This window comes from Rhizobium favelukesii (assembly GCF_000577275.2).
Classification (GTDB): domain Bacteria; phylum Pseudomonadota; class Alphaproteobacteria; order Rhizobiales; family Rhizobiaceae; genus Rhizobium; species Rhizobium favelukesii.
This window is the reverse complement of record NZ_HG916855.1, coordinates 1,865,811-1,881,479: the sequence shown is the minus strand read 5'-3', so window position 1 is coordinate 1,881,479 and position 15,669 is coordinate 1,865,811. Positions and strand designations below refer to the sequence as shown.

At 61.1% G+C, this 15,669-nt stretch carries 17 protein-coding genes; 9 read left to right on the top strand and 8 right to left on the bottom strand.

All coding sequences use genetic code 11. From position 1 onward, the window contains the following. Nucleotides 1–81 precede the first annotated feature (81 nt). On the bottom strand, nt 82–471 hold the full coding sequence (locus tag LPU83_RS72460) for a cupin domain-containing protein (RefSeq protein WP_024314566.1): 390 nt from the start codon (nt 469–471) through the stop codon (nt 82–84). A gap of 410 nt (nt 472–881) precedes the next feature. Here LPU83_RS72460 and LPU83_RS72455 point away from each other — a divergent pair, with 410 nt between their 5' ends. The 4 genes from LPU83_RS72455 (at nt 882) to LPU83_RS72440 (ending at nt 3,840) form a co-directional block, all read left to right on the top strand. Beyond that, complete coding sequence (locus LPU83_RS72455) at nt 882–1,892, top strand: Gfo/Idh/MocA family protein (protein ID WP_024314567.1); 1,011 nt, start codon at nt 882–884, stop codon at nt 1,890–1,892. A 10-nt stretch (nt 1,893–1,902) separates the two neighbouring features. Beyond that, complete coding sequence (locus tag LPU83_RS72450) at nt 1,903–3,000, top strand: Gfo/Idh/MocA family protein (RefSeq protein ID WP_024314568.1); 1,098 nt, start codon at nt 1,903–1,905, stop codon at nt 2,998–3,000. A 7-nt stretch (nt 3,001–3,007) separates the two neighbouring features. After that, nucleotides 3,008–3,421 (top strand): VOC family protein, encoded by a 414-nt coding sequence (locus LPU83_RS72445; protein WP_024314569.1) that lies wholly within the window; start codon nt 3,008–3,010, stop codon nt 3,419–3,421. Nucleotides 3,422–3,537: 116 nt separating this feature from the next. After that, nucleotides 3,538–3,840 carry a DUF2934 domain-containing protein gene (locus LPU83_RS72440; protein WP_082321376.1) on the top strand — a complete coding sequence of 101 codons (303 nt, stop codon included), beginning with the start codon at nt 3,538–3,540 and terminating at the stop codon, nt 3,838–3,840. Here LPU83_RS72440 and LPU83_RS72435 read toward each other — a convergent pair. Next, complete coding sequence (locus LPU83_RS72435; protein ID WP_024314571.1) at nt 3,789–5,153, bottom strand: M24 family metallopeptidase; 1,365 nt, start codon at nt 5,151–5,153, stop codon at nt 3,789–3,791. The genes LPU83_RS72440 and LPU83_RS72435 overlap by 52 nt on opposite strands. A gap of 152 nt (nt 5,154–5,305) precedes the next feature. Here LPU83_RS72435 and LPU83_RS72430 point away from each other — a divergent pair, with 152 nt between their 5' ends. Beyond that, entirely contained in the window at nt 5,306–6,307 is a 1,002-nt protein-coding gene (locus LPU83_RS72430; protein WP_024314572.1) for a LacI family DNA-binding transcriptional regulator, read from the top strand. Between the two features lie 36 nt (nt 6,308–6,343). Here LPU83_RS72430 and LPU83_RS72425 read toward each other — a convergent pair whose 3' ends face one another. From LPU83_RS72425 to LPU83_RS72410, 4 genes are all read right to left on the bottom strand, one after another. After that, nucleotides 6,344–7,054: a transporter substrate-binding domain-containing protein gene (locus LPU83_RS72425; RefSeq protein WP_374046185.1), complete on the bottom strand. Its 711-nt coding sequence runs from the start codon at nt 7,052–7,054 to the stop codon at nt 6,344–6,346. Nucleotides 7,055–7,137: 83 nt separating this feature from the next. After that, nucleotides 7,138–8,055: an isoaspartyl peptidase/L-asparaginase gene (locus tag LPU83_RS72420; protein ID WP_024314573.1), complete on the bottom strand. Its 918-nt coding sequence runs from the start codon at nt 8,053–8,055 to the stop codon at nt 7,138–7,140. Nucleotides 8,056–8,063: 8 nt separating this feature from the next. Then, complete coding sequence (locus tag LPU83_RS72415; RefSeq protein ID WP_024314574.1) at nt 8,064–8,798, bottom strand: amino acid ABC transporter ATP-binding protein; 735 nt, start codon at nt 8,796–8,798, stop codon at nt 8,064–8,066. A 1-nt stretch (nt 8,799) separates the two neighbouring features. Then, nucleotides 8,800–9,078: a hypothetical protein gene (locus tag LPU83_RS72410; RefSeq protein WP_024314575.1), complete on the bottom strand. Its 279-nt coding sequence runs from the start codon at nt 9,076–9,078 to the stop codon at nt 8,800–8,802. Nucleotides 9,079–9,298: 220 nt separating this feature from the next. Between LPU83_RS72410 and LPU83_RS72405 the strand changes: the two genes are divergently transcribed. Then, nucleotides 9,299–9,838, top strand: a complete 540-nt coding sequence (locus tag LPU83_RS72405) for a carboxymuconolactone decarboxylase family protein (protein WP_024314576.1) — start codon at nt 9,299–9,301, stop codon at nt 9,836–9,838. A gap of 60 nt (nt 9,839–9,898) precedes the next feature. On the opposite strand, the gene LPU83_RS72400 is transcribed toward LPU83_RS72405, so the two are convergent. Continuing rightward, nucleotides 9,899–11,341 carry an FAD/NAD(P)-binding protein gene (locus LPU83_RS72400; protein ID WP_231052111.1) on the bottom strand — a complete coding sequence of 481 codons (1,443 nt, stop codon included), beginning with the start codon at nt 11,339–11,341 and terminating at the stop codon, nt 9,899–9,901. 267 nt (nt 11,342–11,608) lie between these two features. Here LPU83_RS72400 and LPU83_RS72395 point away from each other — a divergent pair, with 267 nt between their 5' ends. From LPU83_RS72395 to LPU83_RS72385, 3 genes are all read left to right on the top strand, one after another. Continuing rightward, entirely contained in the window at nt 11,609–12,445 is an 837-nt protein-coding gene (locus LPU83_RS72395; protein WP_024314578.1) for a MetQ/NlpA family ABC transporter substrate-binding protein, read from the top strand. A gap of 93 nt (nt 12,446–12,538) precedes the next feature. After that, nucleotides 12,539–13,624 (top strand): methionine ABC transporter ATP-binding protein, encoded by a 1,086-nt coding sequence (locus LPU83_RS72390; RefSeq protein WP_024314579.1) that lies wholly within the window; start codon nt 12,539–12,541, stop codon nt 13,622–13,624. Next, nucleotides 13,605–14,258, top strand: a complete 654-nt coding sequence (locus tag LPU83_RS72385) for a methionine ABC transporter permease (RefSeq protein WP_024314580.1) — start codon at nt 13,605–13,607, stop codon at nt 14,256–14,258. Before LPU83_RS72390 ends, LPU83_RS72385 begins: the two co-directional genes overlap by 20 nt. On the opposite strand, the gene LPU83_RS72380 is transcribed toward LPU83_RS72385, so the two are convergent. After that, nucleotides 14,259–15,614, bottom strand: coding sequence for an LLM class flavin-dependent oxidoreductase (locus tag LPU83_RS72380; RefSeq protein ID WP_024314581.1), 1,356 nt, complete (start codon nt 15,612–15,614; stop codon nt 14,259–14,261). It lies immediately after the preceding gene. Nucleotides 15,615–15,669: the final 55 nt, after the last annotated feature.

The following is a 15,669-nucleotide window of genomic DNA, read 5'->3' as shown; positions in this document are numbered from 1 at the left end:
CACGATCCACGGATCAGATTGGAGCCAGGCGCGGCGTTTTTACACAAGTTCGACCCATTCCGGTCGTCAAGACGGCGGGTGTTACGCTTTTGCGGCAGCCCAATGCCTCGTCACTTCCGGCTGCCCCTCGAAAGAGGCCTCGAAGGTTGGCGCGGCCAGTATGGCCTGCATGTGCAATGTCGCGCTTCCGGTATTACGAAAGCCATGCCAGCTGCCGGCCGGCACGATGACTGATTGTCCCGTCGATACTGTTTCTCGTTCATCATCCAACCACAGCTCGGCTTGGCCTTCCAGAACGGTCAAGACTTCCTCGACGGGATGGGTGTGAGTACGTGTGCCACTTCCTGGTGCGACCCACTGTTCGAATATGCAGAGCGTGGCTGCCTCGGTGACCGCAGAAACGCGCATTCTGGTCAACACGCCGGGACGCCACTCCTCTGTCGGCTGAAGGTTATGATCGATAATCTGCATGATTCCCTCTGTTGGCAGAGTAGCACGCCGCGTCCGCATGAAGCCGGCAACCGGTGGTTCATCAAGTTAGTAGAGCCGGTTACCCGTGTCGATGATCTTCCGCTTAGGGTCACGACTGCTGGTTCCGGCCCATGTCGGCTTCCCAGAAGAGAATTCGGCTCCGGAAGGTCTTGAAAGGGTCAGGTCACGACTATGCAAGCGGGGTGCCTCAAAAAACCGGCCGACCCATTAAATAACTATTTAGATACAAGTGTTTACTAAGCAATATCATTATCTTAAGAGGAATAACCGGGTATACAGCCATCCATCCAAGCTTGACAGCCTCCAGGTTTCGCTGTCTGTTCGACATCAGGAGATCGCCCAAAGACTCAAACGCGGGCGCGAGGAACTTCCGAGGAGGCATTGCTGTTATGTTGAGATTTGCGGTCGTCGGGATCGATCATGGACACACGTTCGATCACGTGAAGGGCCTGCTCGCGGCCGGTGCAGAATTCGTCGGCTATTGCCCGCAGACATCCGTGCCGGCGCTGTTGGAAGCTTTCCAGAGAACCTATCCGGGTGCGCCACAGATCGACCGCGAGACGATTTTCGCCGATCCGTCGATCGACGTCATCTGCATTGCTGCGATCCCTCGTGACCGCGCAGGCCTGGCCATTCGCGCCATGAAGGCCGGCAAGGACGTGATGACCGACAAGCCCGGTGTGACGACGTTTGCTCAGCTCGAAGAGGTGAAGCGGACTGTCACCGAGACCGGCCGCATCTTTTCGATCTGCTTTTCCGAGCGTCATTGCGTGCGGTCAGCCGTCAAGGCTGGCAAGCTCGTCAACGCCGGGGCGATCGGCACGGTCATCCAGACGCTCGGCATCGGACCCCACAGGCTGCAACTGCCGACGCGGCCGGACTGGTTCTTCGATCCGGAAAAATTCGGCGGCATCATTGTCGACATCGCTTCGCACCAGGTTGACCAGTTTCTCTTCTATACGGGTTCGACGAGCGGCGAGGTCGTGGCAAGCTCGGTCGGCAATTTCGGGATGCCCGACAGGCCCGCCTTCCAGGACTTCGGCGAAGTCCTGCTGCGTTCGGACAAGGCCTCGGGCTACGTGCGCGTCGACTGGTTCACGCCGGAAGCGCTGCCGACCTGGGGCGATGGCCGCCTGACTATTCTCGGTACCGACGGCTATATCGAATTGCGCAAGTATATCGACATCGCCGGACGCCCCGGCAAGGACCACCTGTTCCTCGTCAACGGCAAGGAGATGACGCACATCGATTGCAGCGGCGAGAGGCTCGACTATTTCGATGCCTTTGCTGCCGACGTGCGCGAGCGCAGCCAGACGGCGATGACCCAGGCTCATGTCTACGAGGTCTGCCGCCTTTCGCTCGCAGCACAATCAAGGGCCGCGCGCCTGGGTCATCGCTGAGGAAGCCACCATGTCCAAGAAGTTTCGCGTCGGCGTCATCGGAGCGGGAATCGCCTCGCGCCACCTGTCTGGCTTTTCCTGGAACAAGGAAATGTTTGACGTTGCTGTTGTCTGCTCTTTGGACGAGGACCGCGGCGCTGCGCTTTGCGAAGAGTTCGGTGTTCCAGAATACACGCAGGATGCCGAGACGATGATTGCTCGCTCCGATCTCGACATCATCGACATCTGCACGCCGCCAGGTTCGCACTTCGCACTGTGCCGCAAGGCGATCGAGGCCGGAAAGCACGTCATCTGCGAAAAGCCGCTGTTCGGTTCGATCGCCGAAGTGGACGAGATGGCCCGTATCGTCGCGCGCGCCGAGGGCCCCAGGCTCATGCCGATCTTCCAGTATCGCTATGGTTCCGGACTCCAGAAACTGAAGATGCTGATCGATCTCGGCCTAACCGGCACTCCGTTCCTGACCACGATCGAGACCCACTGGTGGCGCGGCGCGGATTATTATGCCGTCCCGTGGCGGGGAAAATGGGCGACCGAGTTCGGTGGCGGCCTGCTTGGCCACGCAATCCACGCGCACGACATGCTGAACTATGTGCATGGCGCATGTGCCGAGATCTTCTCCTACGGGGCGACGCTGGTAAATCCGATCCAGGTCGAGGATACGGCGGCATTGTCGGTGAAGATGAAGAACGGTTCGCTGGCGACGCTGTCGATGACGCTCGGCTCCCGCAAGGAGATCTCTCGTCTGCGGTTCTGCTTCTCCGATCTCGTCGTCGAGAGTATTGTCGAGCCCTACACGATGGGTCGCGACCCTTGGACCTTCATTGCCGGCACGGAGGCACATCAGAAGCGCGTGGATGACGCACTTGCCGGCTATGTCGTCAAGGAAGACGGCTATACCAGACAGTTCGAACTCTTCCACCATGCGCTGACGACCGGCGGCCAGCCGCCGGTGACGTTGGAAGATGCCCGCAACTCGCTTGAGCTTGTCACTGCCGCCTATCATTCGCAGCGCACCGGCGTGCCGACGAAACTGCCGATCCTCTCGGATCATCCGCTCTACCATTCCTGGCTGCCGGAAGAAGAGCGACGCCAGGCCGCTGGGGCCTGAGGCGAAAATGGTGAAAGGCTTCGAGCATGTCGGCATGGTGACCGGCGACATGGAGCGGTCGCTTGCCTTCTATTGCGACCTTCTCGGCCTGCGCCTTCATCTGCGCAAGACCATGGCCAATGGCACGGAAGTGGCTTTCCTCGATGCCGGCGGCGGCATGCTGGAGATCTTCGCCCCGCCCGCAGGCGCGGCGCGTGCCCCTGACCTGCCGCCGGCCACATCAGGCGTCCTGCATGTTACCTTCCTTGTCGAAAGCGTCGACGAAAGCTTTGCGACGTTGAAAGCGGCAGGCGTCGAGATCAGGGAGAGGCCACGCCCTGCGGTCAACTCGGAAATGCTTGACAGGGTCGCATTCCTTCGCGACCCCGACGGGATCATTGTCGAGATCGCCGAACGCCGCCGCGCGTTGAAGCGGTCCTGATCGGCGGAAAATATATCGAACAGCAGATCAAAATTTCCGCACTGCGGTAACCACTCGGTAATGCCGATTTGTCAGCCTGAAGAAGACGATACATTCCTTCACGGCTGGGGGTTGGCATGTCACGCAATAAGGACGACTGGATCAATCAGCGCGCTTATGGGCTCTGGGAAGCCGAAGGGCGGCCGGAGGGTCGCAGCGGCGACCATTGGCAGCAAGCGGCACGCGAATATCAGCAACTCGAGCTTGCCCGCGCCTCCGTTGACGGCAGCGACCTTGTCGAGCGCCTCCGGGCGATGGGCAAACTGATGCGTTCGATAGACGTTGAGGACGGCAACGATGTTGCCGCTGACAAACGAAAAGCGTCTGATCATTCCCGGACGAGAACCTTGTCTGACTGCAGCCAGAATGGTGGCAGATAAAGCGGCGTGGAAGAGAGCGGCAGGATGTCGTCGGAGAGCGCCACACCGAGCTTGTCTGACATGAAACGGCGCCGCGCGGCAATGCGCGCATGCATATCAGGATAGCGTTGGCGTATCTCTTCGCGCAGCTTGGCGTCCGCAAAGGCCACCATGTCTTCGCAGTTGAGGGCCCAACCGGCTGGCATCGGCACCGGGATGACATCGACCTGGAACGGCATGCCGGATCGCAAGCGCTCGATCGAGCCGGGCCGTACTGGCGAATGCAGCCATTCCTCGTGACTGCCAAGGTGGCCGGGGTTCAGCGCTGACTTGAGGCCCGCCGATTTCAGCTTCTCGGTGACCGCGGAAAACAGATCGCCGCCGGTCACGCCAATATGTGCCGTCTCATACCAGGTGATCAAGGCTTCGAAATAGGCCTTTGCGGGCGTCAGGAATGCCTCGTCATGATCGGTGAGGAGGCCGGCGCGGGAAGACAGCGCTCCCCAATAGCCGAGTGCCGTCGTTACGCCATCTCCCTTCTTCAGGCGGCGCGCGGTCGGGCTCCGCAGACCGATGATGTTCTCGCCTTCGCTGACGGAGGCAAACATCGTGTGGACGTTTACCGGGTCCCCTTCATAGCCGAGGCGACCCAGAGCCTCGAATTCCGTATCTCCCACCCGAACACCGGCAACGACCCTGAAGAGCGCCTGCGAGCAGCGCACGGCGGCCCATTCGAAGGCCGCGAGTTGATCGACGTCGACGATCGCGCGATGGCCGGTCTCCGGATGCATGAGCACGGGCGTCGCGTCGATCAGTTGCGCTGAATGACCAATCGATCGGCCCAGTGCGTTAACGATGAAATGCGGAACGAAGAAGCTCTGGGCGCACTCGTCGTCCTCCTCAGCCGAGAGATATTTCCAGCCGACCAGGCCGATAGAATCCCCGGCCTTGATTCCCGCATCGCGCAGCCGATCGCTTAGCCGCGGGTTTTGGCTGCGGTCCTGTCCCATGAGGCTGAAAGTCTGCGCGCGCAGCACCTCGATGCCGCCAAGACCGGCAATCGCCGTATAGCTCTCGGATTCGTTTCCGGTGATGATCACGCGACGACCGCCCGGACCAAGAAGCAGGAGGGCCTCCTCGAAACGCGGCTCGAAGCCGGAGAGATGCATGATGTTTCCGAAGTGCTCGCGATCGGCATAGACAACCAGCCAGTCGGTGCCGGCAGCTTGCAAGGCTGCGTCTGCTCGCGCTGCGTACGTCGCCGACGGGATTTGCGGCTGCGTCAAGAGGGGGCCTAAATCCGGCAAGGCAACAGGCGCAAGGGTGATGGGCATGCGGTTCCTCCAACCGAACGAAAGTCAAACAAAGATGAAAAGCACAAAAACCGTGTGTGGTAGTGGGCCAGCGGCCAGGAAGCGAAAGATTAGCATAGCCGAAAGACACGACACTGCGGTATCACACCTTCGAAGGTGGAAAGCTCACGATCATGAATCACGACCAAAGCAGCGGTGGTCCTCCCACGATTGCCGACGTGGCGCGCTTGGCCGGTGTCTCGCGCGCCGTCGCAAGCCGGGCGCTTTCCAACGAACCGCGCCCGGTGTCGTCCGAGAAGCGGGAGCGCGTGATCGCCGCCGCGACAAGCCTCGGCTACAAGCCGAACCTCTTGGCGCAGAGCCTGACCACCAAGACGGTCAATCTCGTCGCCGTCGTCGTCAACCACATTCACGATCTCTCAGACCTCGATCTTTTTGACCGGCTCATTGATCAAGTCCAGACGATCGGCAAGCAGGTCATCCTGATCCGCATTGGCTCGGTCGCACGCGTGGAGGAGTTCCTGCGCAATGGTGTCGCCTACCATGTGGATGCCGCGCTGGTGTTTTCCGATTTTGCCGACGCACCCACCGTCCGTCGCATGTTCCGCTCGGATCATGTGATCATGCTGAACGGCCTTCACGACGAGTTCTCGCCAGTGATCATCCCGGACGAGCATGCCGGCATCGCCGAAGCCGTCGCCGATGCCGCGTCGAAGACCGTGCGGACCGCCGGGCTCGTCACAGGGCGCGCGTCGTCTCTGGTCGAGCAGGCACGCATCCGCTCGTTTCACGAAGCCTTTTCGCGTTACGGGATCAATCTGCTTAAAACGGTCCAGGGTGATTATTCCTATGAAAGCGGACATGCCGCAGCCAAGGCGGTTGCCGATGCCGATTGTCCCGACGCCGTCTTCTGCACATCCGATGCGATGGCGATGGGCATTCTTGACGTATGCCGGACCGATTTTCCCGGCGGCCGGCCGTCGCGGTTCCGGCTCTATGGCTTTGACAATCTGTCGCTGACCGATTTCGACGCCTATCCGATATCGTCGATCGGCTACGATAAATCGCTCTATGTCCGATATATCGTCGAATCCGTTGCCAGTCCCGGCAATTTCAGGCCGGGTCAGCCGCCTGTCACCGTGCCGACGCGTTTCGTTCCACGCCTGACGGCCTAATGAAAACGGGCCGCCCGAAGGCAGCCCGCAATCATGTTACCACTGAGGGTTCAGGGCAGGGGGATTGGAGCCCGCACCCCACCACTTCGTGTAATTTGCGGCATAGGCCCCAGACTGGATGTAGTCGGAAACGAACATATCGAGCCAGCGCACGAATTCCGGGTCGCCCTTGGCAACGGCAATGCCGATCGGATCGTTGGAATAGAGGCCCGGCAGGGTGACAAGTGACGGGTTCTTGGTTGCGAGATAGTCGAGCAGTGACGAATCTTCGATTGCCGCGTCGACGCGCTTCTGCTGCAACTGCAGCACGCCATCGGGCGCAAACTGATCGACGTAGACGAGTTGCGCATCGGGAACTGCGATCTTCAGGAAGCTCTCACCCGTCGTGCCGCGACCGACGACGACCTTCTTTTCCTTCAGGTCCTTGATGCCTGCATTCTTTTGGACGATGACGCGCAGGCCGGCGCGATTGTAGGGAATGGTGAAGTTCACCGTCTTGGCACGCTCGAGCGTTGCCGAAGTGTTGGCGACGGCGACGTCGATCTGGCCCGAAACCAGCATCGAGATCCGGGCGTCACCCGACACGTCGACGAATTCGACCGGCACACCGAGCTTCTGGGCAAGCATCGTCGCGACATCGACGTCGTAACCGACTGGATTGTTCTGCGCGTCACGGAAGCCAATCGGCTCGCCACCGAGCGACACGCCGATGCGAACGGTGCCCCGCAAGCGGATATCGTCGATCATCCCGGCGAAGGACGGAAGTGCTGAGCCAGCCGTAATGGCCAAGGGTCACTAGAATGCGCTTCATGGTTCATTCCCTCTTTTGATTATGCCAGCTTCGCTGTCCGCAATTCCGGTTCGGGCATCGAGTCCTCCCAGAGCCAGTAGCGAATCTCGCCCTCGCATCTGAAATTCACGACCTCATGGTTTCCCTTGGCGTCGACCGCATGGATGACGACGCCGGCCAGGAACCCAGCGGAGAGTTCATTAAGCTCATCAACGGCGAGTTTCACCGCATCGCAGAGCGAATAGCCGAGCTTCATCGCCAGTACGACGGTACGCGCTGTCGAGCAGCGCATCGTCATCTCGCCGGTATGCGTGCAGGCGGCTGCGCCATAGCGGCTGTCGGCATAGAAGCCGGCGCCCGGGATCGGGCTGTCGCCAAGGCGACCCGGATATTTCCACGCCCAGCCTGACGTGGATGTCGCCGCATGGGTGCCGCGTCTCGGATCGGCTGACAGGAAGACGGTGGTATCGCGTACGCGCTCCGGATCGGTGATGGCGCGGCTGAGCGGTGCAAGCGCAATGTCAGGGAATTTCGCGAGGTCCTCCGGCGACAGCTCCTCTTCCAGCCGTTTCCACCAGACCCGCCTGCTGTCTTCGAACAGCACGTCATCCTCATCGAAACCGATTTCAGTGGCAAAACGGCGAGCGCCGTCACCAGTCAGCATGACGTGTGGAAGGCGTTTCATGACTTCGTGGGCAAGGCGTGCGACCGACAGTGTATTCGGAACGGCACCAACGGTACCGACCTCACGCGTGTTGCCGTCCATGACGGCGGCATCAAGCTCCATATTGCCAAGCATGTTCGGCCAGCCGCCATAACCGACGCTGCGCACCTTGACTTCCCTCTCCACCTTGCTGATCCCGGCGACCATCGCGTCAAGGCTGATTGCACCGTCGCGCAGCATCTCCACGCATGTCGGAAAGCCCGGCCAGGCTTCTTTATTGGCCAATAGCAGCATCTAGACCTCTATTCTTTGCGCATCTTGGAAAGGAACTGGGCAACGCGCGGGCGCGCCATGCCGCCTTCGGCGGCGAAGAATTCTTTGGTTGGCAGATCGACCAGCAACCTGCCGTTGTCGAGAAAGACAATGCGATCGGAAATCTGCCTGGCGAACTCGACCTCGTGCGTGACGAACAACATCGTCGTGCCGTCCTGCGCGAGCTTGGCAAGGATCGCCAGCACCTCCGCCGTCATCTCCGGGTCAAGCGCGCTGGTCACTTCGTCCAGCAGCAGATAGCGCGGCTGCATGGCAAGCGCCCGGCAGATGCCGACGCGCTGGCGCTGACCACCCGAGAGCTGCGCCGGATAGGCGTCGGCCCTGGAACCGAGACCAACGGACTTTAGCAGGGCACGCGCCGTCGCTTCCGCCTCGGCGCGTGGTTTCTTCAACACCTCGATCGGTGCGAGCGTGATGTTGCCGAGCACCGTCATGTGTGGATAGAGGTTGAAGAGCTGGAAGACCGTGCCGGAGCGCTTGCGAGCCTCCGCGAGCTCGCGAGGCTTGCCGACATCGAACTCGTCGACCATGATCCGGCCACTGTTCAGCTTCTCCAGGCCGTTGATGCACCGGATCAGCGTCGATTTGCCGGAGCCCGAGGAGCCGAGGATCGAGACGACCTCACCGGGCGCGATCGTCAGATCGACGCCGTCAAGCACAGTGGTATGGCCGAAGGCCTTTTTTACGTTTTCAACTTTGATCATGTCAGAGCCCCCTCCAGGCGCTGTGGGCGCGAAGGCGATTTTCGAAGCGCGACCCCAGCGAGGCGACCAGCTTGGCGGCGGCGTAATAGAGCAGACCGACGGCCACGTAGAGGAACGCAATCCGCCACAGGAGTGCAGACGAGGATGTTCGCGCGATCGCCACGAAAGCGCCCATGATGCCGCCGCCGGCGAGCGCAAGGGCACATGTCTCTGCCGTCAAAAGGGCGCCCTGCGCGAGAAGGCCGAGATGGGGCAAGAGAATCGACAGGTCGAGCCGCACGATCTCTCCAAAAATGAGAGTGAAACCGGTTTCATCATCTCCTCGTGACCCCTTATTGTCAAGAACGCAGCTGGGATCTCCTGATATATCTGGTCCGCATCGAGCCGATGGGTTAGCAAGCTTGTGCAAGAATTCTTGAAGACGGCTTCGAGCTGGAGTCGGCCAAGCCTCCGTATCTCGCAGACGCCGGTTAGCCCTAGCCACATCGAACGAGCATGCCATGAGCCATATCCCGCAGATCGACTACGCCACTGCTTCAGAAGAGATCCGTGCCGCACATGACGAGGAGGTGAGGGTACGCGGGCGCATGACGAACATGAAGCGGACGTTATTGCATTCACCCGCAGCCCATCGCATCTACGCCGAATGGTTCACGCTGCGCGCCGAACTCTCGGCAATCGCGGATCGGCCGATCTGGATCTTCTCGCATGCCATTTCGAAAGCGGCAAAATCGAAGATCGCCATCACCTTCTTTCGCCGGGCGCTGATCAATGCCGGGTTCAACCCGGACGCGATGCTGTACTCCGAAGAAGAGGCGCTGCTCGATGCCTTCGGCAAGGCAATCGTTGCCGATTCCAACGCGATTCCCGCCGAGATCTGGAAGAAGCTGAAGGAACGCTATGATGGCAAGACGCTCGTCGATCTCGTCGCCTTTGCAGGCATCATGCTCGCGACAGCCGTCTTCAACAATGTCGTCGAGGTCGACTTTGATCCCGAGCTCGAAGCCTTCGCCGAAAATGCCGGCCTGTCAGATGCGTGAGGTCAATCATGGCGCCAGCCCCAGCGGGCCTTCGCCCCTGCGGCGAAAGAAGTGATATGACTAAGCGCAGCGGCTCAGGGTCGCTACCTGCGCAGCTAGCTCGCCTGCCACGAAGACTGCATGTTCGGTGATCTGTGGCAGCCCCATGAGCTCTCCAAAGGTTCCGCGCGCCAGCGGGCCAGAAATCAGCAACGACGGGTCGGGCCGGCCATCGGCTGCGATCGCCTCTGCGCGCTCCGAACAAGCGATGCCGAGACCGGTCGGGTCAAGTTGCAAATGTGACTGATCGCGCAGAGCGGCTAGCCATGCCTGGCTTTCGAGAATGCCACCATGCGCGGGACCCGTTGTGACCACGACTGCATCATAGCTCTTCTTAAGCGGCAAGGCATGTCGGCGTTGCAGCTCCACGTGGATGGCCTCACCCTCGCGCTGCACCCGACCGACGGAGGCCGCCAGCACTTCCATCCTGCCCTGCGCGATCGCCCGCTCCAACACGTCTTCTACCTGCGGCGCGATGCGGAACCGATGAACGTCCCAGTAGGGCCTGATGTGGCGCACGATCCGGCAACGTTCGGCAATCGGCAGGTTCTGCCAGATCGCATGGCCGTGGCCGCGCACCTGGTCAATCACGGCGTGCCACGTCAACCCCGCCGTCTTGGCTTGCGCAATGGCGTGCCGAACGCTCTGCAGCAGTGCCGTCGCACTATGAGCCGGGGCCGTGTCAAACTCGCCGAACGGGTCCTGCGGGAAAGGCGCATGTCCCGTCGACCTCAGCCCGCGGCGCGAAATCGACGTGATCGGCCCGCGATGGCCAGTGCGCGCCAGCGAGGCGACGATGTCGGCTGCGGTCAGACCATTGCCGACAATCAGCAGCCGGTCGTCGGGACGCACGACGTCGAGCGCACCGGCAACGGTGGAATCGGCCACAAACCGGGGATGTCCTTCAAGAGCTCGCAGAGCCCCGGGCGCCGAGGGCGCGGGATGACTGGTGGCGATCACCAGGAAATCGGCAAATATCTGTCCGCCCTGGCTGTCGAAGATCTCCCAGAGCGCGCCGTCCCGGCACACAGCCGTAACGACCGCGCGACGATGGCGCACGGTGCCGCTTTGCACGAGAGGCGTGAGCGCCGAGGCGATGTAAGAGCCGAAGACATGGCGTCGGGGAAAGAGGCTGCCATCAAGCCGATGTGCTTCCGGATCGTCCGCAACGGCATCATTGCGCCCAATCCATTCCAGAAAATCCTCAGGCTGATCCGGAAGTAGGCTCATGCGGGCGGCGGGAACATTGATGCGATGCGCCGGATCAGTGGTATCATAGGCAAGCCCTCTGCCGAGCTCGCGCCGTGGCTCAAAAACGACGATTGCTGGCGGTCGGTCCGTGATGGAACGCGCCAGGTGGTACGCGACGCCCGCTCCGGAAACGCCCCCACCGATAATCGCCACCAGGGGTCGCCGCGTCCGGCGATCGGTGTCATGTCGTGATTTCGCGCTGTCCTGCTTCAATGCCCGCGGTCCAGATCACCTTGCTTGCGAGCGCAGGTTTGGTCTTCGCGCTCGGATGGTTTAGTTTAGGGTCAGGCAAGCATGCCGGCAACGCCAATATTCTACAAAATCAGTAGAATTTTTATCCCGCTATTGTGTTCAGGCGCCGAACAGTTTTTCCGTGCTGCAGCGCAATAGAGATCGGCTTGCTTGGTTTACCATCGGCAGTTTTGAAATTATCTGACCGTTCGAGGCAAGCCTCATCAATTCAAGACGGGAAACACCACAATGAACAAGAAGACGTCCGCCACATCAAGCCTGACGCGTCGTGCAAGCCTTGCCGCTATCGTCGCCTCGGCAATTGCCCTGGTTGCATTCACAGCGCCTGTTGCCTCCTTCGCGGACGACAAGTCGATCAAGGTCGGCATCATGAGCGGCGAGGATGAAGACGTGTGGCGCGTCGTGACCGCGGAAGCCGCCAAGAAGGGCCTGACGATCGAGACGGTCGTCTTCAACGATTACACACAGCCGAACGAGGCGCTTGAACGCGGCGAAATCGACGCCAACGCCTTCCAGCACAAGCCCTATCTCGACAATCAGGTCGAGCAGCACGGCTATCATATCGTGCCGGTCGGATATACCGCCGTCTGGCCGATCGGCCTTTATTCCAAGAAGCACAAGGCAGTCTCGGAAATCGCCGAAGGGGCCACCATCGGGGTTCCCAATGACCCCTCGAACGAGGGCCGCGCACTACGCGTTTTGCAGAACGAGGGCATCATCAAGCTCAAGGTCGGCACGGGCATTCTCGCCACCGTGACCGACATCTCGGACAATCCGAAGAATGTCGAGATCAAGGAACTGGACGCTGGCGTCGTCGGACGCGCTATCGAGGATCTGGACGCGGCCGTCGTCAACACCGACTGGGCCTTGAAAAGCGGACTGTCGGCCGCCGACCGCATTGCGCAGGAGCCGATCGCCGACAATCCCTATCGCAACTTCATCGCCGTCAAGCAGGGCAGCGAGAATGAGGCCTGGGTCAAGACCCTCGTCTCCTCCTACCAGAACGATGCGGTTAAGGCCGAGTTCGACAAGGTGTATAAGGGAACCGGCGTCAGCGCTTACTGATCGACATTCGCGCCACGCATTGGGCGCGGTTGAACAAGGCGGTCCGGGCGTTCCTTGCCCGGGCCGCCTTGGACGTTTCCGAAGGGAAAGAACATGAATTCAATCATATCGGCCTCGGCCATCGAGGCTCCGCCGCAGGCCACGGCACAAGAGGTGGTGCGCCTCGTCGACGTGCATCGGCATTTCGGTGCCACTGCCGCTCTCGACGGCACATCGCTCACCGTCCACAAAGGCGAGATCCTCGGCATTATCGGGCGCAGCGGCGCCGGCAAATCCACGCTGATCCGCTGTCTGAACGGCTTGGAGCGCCCCGATCGCGGCGAGATCGAAATCGAGGGCCGCAGCATTGTCGGTCTCGACGAACAGGAGCTGCAGCCGCTTCGCCGCCGCGTCGGCATGATCTTTCAGCACTTCAACCTACTGGCGTCGAAGACGGTCGAAGAAAATGTCGCACTGCCGCTGAAGATCGCCGGCGTCGCAAAGGCGGAACGCCTGAAGCGCGCGCATGAATTGCTGGAGCTTGTCGGCCTCGCTGGCAAGGCAAAAGCCTATCCATCGTCTCTGTCCGGTGGCCAGAAGCAACGGGTTGGCATTGCTAGAGCGCTCGCGGCGCGCCCGGCATTGCTGCTCTCGGATGAAGCGACATCGGCGCTCGATCCCGAAACGACCCGTTCGATCCTGACCCTTCTGAAGGACATCAACCGCAAGCTTGGCCTGACGATCCTGCTCATCACGCATGAGATGGAAGTCGTGCGCAACATTGCCGATCGCGTTGCCGTCATCGATGCCGGTCGTATTGTCGAGGAAGGACAGGTCTGGTCGGTGTTTGCCGATCCGCAGGCGCAGATCACCCAGAGCCTGCTTTCCGGAAGCCGCCCGCAATTGCCTGAGCACATCGCCGCCCGGCTGTCTCCCACCTCCGGCCAGGAGGCGATCCTGAGCATCGACATGGCGGGACCGGCCGCACAGGGGGCGGTTTTTGCCGACCTATCCACGGCGCTGCCGCAATCCTTCCGGCTTGTACACGGTGGTATCGACCATATCCAGAACCAGCCGGTGGCGCGGTTCTTCATTGCCGTCCCGATGCGCGATCCCGCCCTGAAGGACAAGGTTCTGCAATTTCTGAAGGCTCGCTCGGCGCGGGTGGAGGTTCTTGGCTATGACACCGATCATGTTTAATCTCTTGCTTCGCTCCTTGTGGGAGACGATCCTGATGACCGGCGCCTCAGGCCTGATCTCGCTCGTCTTCGGCCTGCCGCTCGGTCTCGCACTGGTGCTTACCAACAAGGGCGGTATCGCCGAGAATGCCTGGGTGAACGGCATCCTCGGTGCCATCATCAACGGCTTCCGCTCAGTCCCCTTCATCATCTTGCTGGTCGCTCTGATCCCGCTGACGCGCCTCATCGTCGGCACCGCGCTTGGCACGTGGGCGGCCATCGTGCCGCTCGCCATTGCCGCAACGCCCTACTATGCGCGCATCGCCGAAGTGTCGCTGCGCGAAGTAGACCGCGGCTTGATCGATGCCGTGCGCGCCATGGGTGGCGACCGCTGGACAATCATTCGCGAAGTGCTCGTTCCCGAAGCATTGCCCGGCATCGTCGCCGGATTCACGGTGACGCTGGTGACGCTGATCGGCGCATCTGCGATGGCCGGCGCGATCGGCGCAGGCGGTCTGGGCGACCTTGCCATCCGCTATGGCTACCAGCGCTTCGAGACGACCGTCATGGTGGCGGTCGTTGCCGTGCTGATCGTGCTGGTTTGTGGCATCCAGTGGCTCGGCGACCGGCTGGTCGCCAGGCTTGACCACAAGTAATCAATAACGAAACGCGGCGGCAGGGTGCGAGGATGGCAGCCTGCCGCTGCCGCCGAACAGCTTTTGCCTGAGCGGTCCCTCGGCGTAGTCCGCCTTAAACAGGCCGCGCTCCTGCAGCACCGGCACGACGAGGTCGACAAAGTCGCGCAGGCTTTCGGGTGCCACCGTGCGCGCCAGATTGAAGCCGTCCACACCAGCATCCAAGACCCATGCCCCCAGACGATCCGCCACCTGCTCGGCCGAGCCGACAATCGGCTGCATGCGACTGCCAAGCACCATCTGGTCGATGATCTGGCGGAGTGTGACCGGCTCACGAGCCTCCCTTGTGATTGCGGCGAGCGCAGACTGATTGGCATTGGTGGATTTCTGCTCGATCGGATCATCGAGGCCATATCTGGAGAGGTCGATGCCCGTTGAGGCGGAATAGTGCGCCAAGCAGGCCTCGACGCTTGCATGCCTGCGATAGTCCTCGAGCTTGTCTTTCGCCTCCTTCTGCGTGCGCCCAACGACCACCGTGACGAGACCGAGAACGCGCAAGGCATCGGCACCGCGCCCAACCAACAAGGCTTTGCGTCGCAGTGCCTCCACAGTCGGCCGTGCCGCCTGTGGGGTCGGCGCTGCGATGAAGACGCATTCGGCGTGGCGGGCCGCAAAAGCCTGTCCACGCGCAGAGGCCCCTGCCTGGAAGAGCAGCGGCGTGCGCTGCGGCGAGGGCTGTGCAAGGTGGATTGCCTCCATCTTGTAGTATGGACCCTCATGCCTGACGGCGCGCACTTTCGACGCGTCGGCGAAGACGGCCCGAGACTTGTCGCGAAGCACAGCCTCGTCGTCCCAGCTTCCCTCCCAAAGCTTGTAGAGGATTTCGAGGTATTCATCGGCCGCATCGTAACGCGCGTCATGCTCGGGCAACGCTTCAAAGCCCATCGCACGCGCGGCACTGTCAAGATAGCCGGTAACGATGTTCCAGCCAATCCGGCCCTTGGTCAGGTGATCGAGCGTCGACATCCGTCGCGCCAACAGAAAGGGCGGCTCGTAAGTCGTGTTAACTGTGACCCCGAAGCCGAGATGCTTGGTGACATAGGCCATTGCCGAGATCGGCATCAACGGATCGTTGACCGGAATCTGCGCGCCTGCCTCGATGACTGGCGCGGGGCTGCCCTTGTAGACATCATAGACACCAACGATATCGGCGAGGAATATCCCGTCCAGCTTGCCGCGCTCGGCGGTACGGGCAAGGTCAACCCAGTAGTCGAGGTCCGTGTAATGAAGGGACGTATCGCGCGGATGCGTCCACATTCCGTGGTTGATATGGCCGACGCTGTTCATGTCGAATGCGTAGATCTGCATCTGCTTCATGCCATCGTTCCCTATGCCGGCGGGCTGAAGCGTCGTGGACCCCGTGAAGGCACTT

Coding starts and splice junctions, on each gene's coding strand:
- LPU83_RS72460 (WP_024314566.1), bottom strand. CDS start 471: ATGCAGATTATCGATCATAACCTTCAGCCGACAGAGGAGTGGCGTCCC.
- LPU83_RS72455 (WP_024314567.1), top strand. CDS start 882: ATGTTGAGATTTGCGGTCGTCGGGATCGATCATGGACACACGTTCGAT.
- LPU83_RS72450 (WP_024314568.1), top strand. CDS start 1,903: ATGTCCAAGAAGTTTCGCGTCGGCGTCATCGGAGCGGGAATCGCCTCG.
- LPU83_RS72445 (WP_024314569.1), top strand. CDS start 3,008: ATGGTGAAAGGCTTCGAGCATGTCGGCATGGTGACCGGCGACATGGAG.
- LPU83_RS72440 (WP_082321376.1), top strand. CDS start 3,538: ATGTCACGCAATAAGGACGACTGGATCAATCAGCGCGCTTATGGGCTC.
- LPU83_RS72435 (WP_024314571.1), bottom strand. CDS start 5,153: ATGCCCATCACCCTTGCGCCTGTTGCCTTGCCGGATTTAGGCCCCCTC.
- LPU83_RS72430 (WP_024314572.1), top strand. CDS start 5,306: ATGAATCACGACCAAAGCAGCGGTGGTCCTCCCACGATTGCCGACGTG.
- LPU83_RS72425 (WP_374046185.1), bottom strand. CDS start 7,054: ATGATCGACGATATCCGCTTGCGGGGCACCGTTCGCATCGGCGTGTCG.
- LPU83_RS72420 (WP_024314573.1), bottom strand. CDS start 8,055: ATGCTGCTATTGGCCAATAAAGAAGCCTGGCCGGGCTTTCCGACATGC.
- LPU83_RS72415 (WP_024314574.1), bottom strand. CDS start 8,798: ATGATCAAAGTTGAAAACGTAAAAAAGGCCTTCGGCCATACCACTGTG.
- LPU83_RS72405 (WP_024314576.1), top strand. CDS start 9,299: ATGAGCCATATCCCGCAGATCGACTACGCCACTGCTTCAGAAGAGATC.
- LPU83_RS72395 (WP_024314578.1), top strand. CDS start 11,609: ATGAACAAGAAGACGTCCGCCACATCAAGCCTGACGCGTCGTGCAAGC.
- LPU83_RS72390 (WP_024314579.1), top strand. CDS start 12,539: ATGAATTCAATCATATCGGCCTCGGCCATCGAGGCTCCGCCGCAGGCC.
- LPU83_RS72385 (WP_024314580.1), top strand. CDS start 13,605: ATGACACCGATCATGTTTAATCTCTTGCTTCGCTCCTTGTGGGAGACG.
- LPU83_RS72380 (WP_024314581.1), bottom strand. CDS start 15,614: ATGAAGCAGATGCAGATCTACGCATTCGACATGAACAGCGTCGGCCAT.